The 4,891-nt window shown below is 73.1% G+C and carries 7 protein-coding genes; 4 read left to right on the top strand and 3 right to left on the bottom strand.

The genetic code is table 11. The features are described 5' to 3' along the window. Positions 1-924, bottom strand: a 924-nt coding sequence (locus VK640_14090) for a helicase HerA-like domain-containing protein (protein HTE74312.1), incomplete at its 3' end; no start/stop codon positions are given. Between the two features lie 51 nt (positions 925-975). On the opposite strand from VK640_14090, the gene VK640_14095 reads away from it, so the two are divergent. The 4 genes from VK640_14095 (at position 976) to VK640_14110 (ending at position 2,966) form a co-directional block, all read left to right on the top strand. Beyond that, complete coding sequence (locus VK640_14095; GenBank protein ID HTE74313.1) at positions 976-1,272, top strand: type II toxin-antitoxin system VapB family antitoxin; 297 nt, start codon at positions 976-978, stop codon at positions 1,270-1,272. An 18-nt stretch (positions 1,273-1,290) separates the two neighbouring features. Next, positions 1,291-1,851, top strand: a complete 561-nt coding sequence (locus VK640_14100) for a LytR C-terminal domain-containing protein (GenBank protein HTE74314.1) — start codon at positions 1,291-1,293, stop codon at positions 1,849-1,851. A gap of 15 nt (positions 1,852-1,866) precedes the next feature. Further along, on the top strand, positions 1,867-2,478 hold the full coding sequence (locus VK640_14105; GenBank protein HTE74315.1) for a hypothetical protein: 612 nt from the start codon (positions 1,867-1,869) through the stop codon (positions 2,476-2,478). Positions 2,479-2,603: 125 nt separating this feature from the next. Beyond that, the gene (locus tag VK640_14110; GenBank protein HTE74316.1) at positions 2,604-2,966 is read left to right on the top strand and encodes an ANTAR domain-containing protein; all 363 of its coding nucleotides are present in this window, start codon (positions 2,604-2,606) and stop codon (positions 2,964-2,966) included. Positions 2,967-3,011: 45 nt separating this feature from the next. Here the strand turns inward: VK640_14110 and VK640_14115 are convergent, their stop codons facing one another. Next, positions 3,012-3,953: an RNA polymerase sigma-70 factor gene (locus VK640_14115; protein HTE74317.1), complete on the bottom strand. Its 942-nt coding sequence runs from the start codon at positions 3,951-3,953 to the stop codon at positions 3,012-3,014. Then, complete coding sequence (locus VK640_14120; protein ID HTE74318.1) at positions 3,950-4,870, bottom strand: NAD(P)-dependent oxidoreductase; 921 nt, start codon at positions 4,868-4,870, stop codon at positions 3,950-3,952. The genes VK640_14115 and VK640_14120 overlap by 4 nt, the downstream gene beginning before the upstream one ends. Positions 4,871-4,891 lie beyond the last annotated feature (21 nt).

Raw genomic sequence — 4,891 nt, forward strand, 5'->3', positions numbered from 1 at the left:
GGACGCGTCGTCGAAGAGCAGGTGCGCCTCGTCGAAGAAGAACACCAGCTTGGGCTTGTCGACGTCGCCGACCTCGGGCAGCTCCTCGAAGAGGTCGGCGAGCAGCCACATGAGGAACGTCGAGAAGATCCGTGGCCGGTCCTGCAGCTGCGGCAGCTCGAGCAGAGACACGACCCCTCGACCGGACGCGTCGACCCGCATCAAGTCGGCGGTGTCGAACTCCGGCTCGCCGAAGAACGCCTCGGCGCCCTGGTCCTCGAAGGCGATCAGCTCGCGCAGGATGACCCCGGCCGTCGCCCTTGACAGCCCGCCGAGCGACTTCAGCTCCTCCTCGCCCTCGTCGCTGGTGAGGTACTGGATGACCGCCCGCAGGTCCTTGAGGTCGAGCATCGGCAGCCCGGCCTTGTCGGCGAAGTGGAACACCAGGCCGAGCGAGGACTCCTGCACCTCGTTGAGGCCGAGCACCTTCGAGAGCAGGGTCGGCCCGAACGACGTCATGGTTGCCCGCAGCGGCAGCCCCTGCCCCACGCCGCCCAGGGCCAGCAGCTCGACCGGGCAGCCGACGCCCGACCAGGTCTGTCCCACCTCGGTGGCCCGGGCGCTGACCTTGTCGTTGGCGTCGCCGGCCTGCGCGATGCCGGACAGGTCGCCCTTGATGTCGGCGGCGAGCACCGGCACCCCGGCGGCCGAGAGCTGCTCGGCCATCAGCTGCAGCGTCTTGGTCTTGCCCGTGCCGGTGGCGCCGGCGACCAAGCCGTGCCGGTTGACCATGGCGAGCGGGATGCGCACCGCTGCCTCGGGCCGGGCCGTGCCGTCCTCGACGAGGGCACCGAGCTCGATCGCCGGCCCCTCGAACGCGTAGCCGGCCGCGACCTGCGCCGCCTGGTCCGGCGCCGCACCGCTCGCAGCACTGCTGCCCGGCATGGACGCCTCCCTGCGGCCGCTCGACGAGGCGGCAAGCCTATGCTGGCGAGGGTGATCTTCAAGGCGGTCGGGGACGGGCGGCCCTACCCCGAGCACGGTCTGACCCAGAGCCAGTGGGGCGACCTGTCGCCGACGCAGGTCCGCATCGACGAGCTGATCACGACCAAGCGCGAGATGGATCTCGACCGGGTGATGACGGAGGACTCGACCTACTTCGGCGACCTCTTCGCCCACGTCGTGCAGTGGCGCGGCGAGCTCTACCTCGAGGACGGGCTGCACCGCGCGCTGCGCGCCGCCCTCCAGCAGCGCCCCATGCTCCACGCGCGCGTGCTCGAGCTCGACGACTGAGGCCCACCTGCCGTGTCCATGTTCACCCCGCGCGGCGAGGGCGCCCGCCCGCTGCGCCAGCGCCGGGGTGGCGGCGGTGGGCGCCGGGTCGCGGCGGTCACGTTGACGCTGCTACTGCTCGTGACGCTCGCCGTGCTCGCCTGGCTGTCCACGAGGGGGGACGACGAGCCGGACGTCCGGGCCCAGCCGGAGCGACCCTGCCCGACGTCGTCCCCGGTGCCGTCCGCGCTCGCACCGGCCAAGGTGCGGGTCAACGTCTACAACGCGACCGACCGGCGCGGCCTGGCCGCCAAGGTCGCCGGACAGCTCGAGCAGCGCGGTTTCGACGTTCGAAAGGTGGACAACGACCCCTTGGGCCGGACGGTGACCGGTGCAGCAGAGGTCCGCCACGGCGACGACGGCGCCGCGGCGGCCCGGAGCGTCGCTGCGCAGGTCGGTCCGGTCGTGTCCGTCCCGGACGGCCGCCCCGGCGGGTCGGTCGACCTGGTGGTGGGGATCGGCTTCACCGCGCTGGTGGCGCCGGCCGAGGCTGCCGCCGTCCTGTCGCCGTCCCCGTCGCCCACACCCGCCGGCTGCTGACCCGAGGAGACCCCCGTGCGACTGCCCTTCCCCGGCCCGGCCGCCGTCATCGGCGGCGCCATGTCGGCCGCCGAGGCGGTGGAGACCGCGATCGGCCTGGTGCCCCGAGCCGTCCAGGCCATGACCCGGGTAGAGGCGCTGCTCGACCACGTGGAAGGCGTGGTCGACCGCACCCAGGCCGTCATCAGTCGGGTCGAGGCCGTCGCCGACGAGGCCGCCGAGTCGAACGCCAAGGCCCGGGCGACCGTCGAGGCGGCCGCCGTCGTCACCCGCGACGCCGGCCGCCGGGTCGACGGGGCGGGCGGGCTGGTCGACCGGATGGACACCGTGCTGGGCACCTGGGAGCCGGTGGGCCGCAAGCTCGCCCCGCAGGCGGTGCGCCTCGCCGACGGCCTGTCCGGGCACGAGGTGGACGCGGCGGTGTCACTGATCGACCGGATGCCGGTCGTGCTCGAGCACGTGGACACCGACCTGCTGCCGGTGCTCAAGACCCTGGACCGGGTAGGTCCCGACCTGCACGAGCTGCTCGAGGTGGTCGAGGACCTGCGCCGGGTGGTGACCGGGCTGCCGGGAGTCGGCCTGCTGCGCCGGCGCGGCGACCCCGAGCCGCCGGACGACCTGGGCTGACCCGTGACCGGGCGTACGTCGCCGTCGGCCGGCAGCGACGTACGGCTATCCTCTGCTCGTTCTTGGGTCACGGGTCCAGAGCAGGGCCGACCAGCACGCCCCTTGCCCGTGAGGTTGAGCCCGCCTTGTCCACCGAGGACACCGTCGCACCCGACCCTGCTCCTGACCGGCTCGTCGCCGGTCCCTCCGTCGACGGCCAGGTCGTCGACCACGACATCCGGATCCAGCAGCTCCAGGAGGCACTCGAGTCCCACGCCGTCGTCGACCAGGCCCGCGGGGTGCTCATGGCGACCCATCGCATCGACGCCGACGCCGCGTGGGCCCTGCTGGTCCGGGTGTCCAGCCACCAGAACATCAAGGTCCGGACCCTGGCCGAGGCGGTGGTCATCCTCGTGACCTCCCCGGTGCCGGCCGCCCCGTCGCCGGCGACGACCGCCGCGATCCGCTACCTGCTGCCGGGCAGCTGGAGCGACGGCGCCAGCCGCTGAGGCCGTGCGTCAGTCGGGTCAGTCGGGTCAGTCGGGTCAGTCGGGTCAGTCGGGTCCGTCGGGTCCATCGGTGGACCGGCGGGCCTCGTTGGCCTCGCGGAGGACCGCCCAGGCGTCCGCCACCGGCCCGACGTGCGCGAGCTTGTCGGGGTTCAGCACCGAGCGGATCGCCTGGATCCGCCCGTCGAGCACGTCGAGCGTCCAGGTGGTGAGCACCTTGTCGTCCCGGTCGCGGAAGATCGCACCCGGCTGGCCGTTGACCTCGTGCGGCTCCACGACGACGCCGATCCGCAGCATCGGCACGGCCATCGCGACGAGGACGCGGGCCACGTTGTCGGCGCCGATGACGCCCCGGGCCCACTGCGGCGCCTTGCCTCCGCCGTCACCGACCATCTGGACGTCCGCGGCGAGCAGCTCGCGCAGCCCGTCCACGTCGCCCTCGCGGAAGGCGTCGAAGAACCGGTCGGCGAGCGCCTCGTGCTCCTGCCGGTCGGCCTCGAACCGCGGCCGGCCGGCGTCCATGTGGCGGCGGGCCCGCACCGCGAGCTGGCGGACGGAGGCCTCCGACCGCCCGACCGCCGACGCCACCTCGGCGAAGCTGAAGCCGAAGACCTCCCTCAGCACGAACACCGCGCGTTCCAGCGGGCTGAGCCGCTCGAGGAGCAGCAGGGCGGCCATCGAGACCGAGTCGGCCAGCTCGGCGGAGCGGGCCGGGTCCTCGTAGGGGTCGTCGAGCAGGGGCTCCGGGAACCACTCGCCGACGTACGCCTCCCGGCGGACCCGGGCCGAGCGGAGCACGTCGATCGAGATCCGGGTCACGACCGCGGAGAGGAACGCCTTCGTCGACCGCGGCGGGGACGGGGCGTCGTCGAAGCGCAGCCAGGTCTCCTGAACCGCGTCCTCCGCCTCGCTCACGCTGCCGAGCAGCCGGTAGGCGATCGAGAACAGCAGCGGCCGCAGCGCCTCGAACTCCTCCGCCCGGGTCACGCCAGCCCTTCCTTGAAGCCTTGCCGCCACGACGGGTAGTGCAGCTCCCAGCCCAGCTCACCCTTGGCCTTGGCGTTGGAGAAGCCGCGTCCCTCGGTCATCATCCCCACGGCGACCTCACCGGCGATCAGCCGGGCCAGCCACACCGGCACCCGCATCGGCTTCTTGGCCCCGGCCGCGGCAGCGAGGTAGGGCAGCCACTCGCTGGCCGGGGCCGGCTCGTCGTCGACGATGTTGTAGATGCCTTGGGCCTGCTGCTCGACCGCGAGCACGGTGGCGGTCGCCGCGTCGTCGAGGTGCACCCACGAGAAGTAGCCGGTGCCCCCGCCGACGAGCGGGAACTGCCGCTTGCGGACGACCTCGAGCTGGTCGTCACTTGCGCCTGGCCCGTAGAAGCCGCCGTAGCGCAGGGCGGCGCCGCCCGCCTTCACCACTACGTCCTCGACGTGCTGGATGGCGGCCATCTGCGGCTCCGCCACCGTCCCCGTCATCGGCTCCAGCGGCTCCCCCTCGGTCTTCACCCACCCGCCGGTCCGGAGGCCGTTGAAGCTGCCGAAGCTCTGCGCGACGACGTGGGAGACGCCGGCTGCCTCGGCCGCCGCCAGCAGGTGGTCGGTGCCCTCGGTGCGCAGCCGGTTGGTGGTCGCGAACCACCGGTCCATGTGCTTCATGTCCGGCTTGCCGGCGATCGCCGTCATCTGGTGCACGACCGTGTCCGGCTTCGCCGCCGCCACCGCCTCACCGACCGAGCCCTCGTCCAGCCCGTCCATCATGACCGCCTCGGCGCCCAGCTCCTCCAGCGTGCCGAGCTTGGCCGGCCGCGACGTGGTCGCAGTCACCTGGTGACCCCGTGCCACCAGCTGCGGCACCAGCCGCTGCCCGATGGCCCCGGTGCCTCCTGCCACGAACACCCTCATGTCTGTCACCTTCCCTTTGTG

The organism is Actinomycetes bacterium, assembly GCA_035489715.1.
GTDB lineage: Bacteria > Actinomycetota > Actinomycetes > JACCUZ01 > JACCUZ01 > DATHAP01.

Bases quoted from the DNA above. Each gene is read 5' to 3' on its own strand.
- VK640_14120 (HTE74318.1), bottom strand. From the start codon at position 4,870: ATGAGGGTGTTCGTGGCAGGAGGCACCGGGGCCATCGGGCAGCGGCTG.
- VK640_14100 (HTE74314.1), top strand. From the start codon at position 1,291: ATGTTCACCCCGCGCGGCGAGGGCGCCCGCCCGCTGCGCCAGCGCCGG.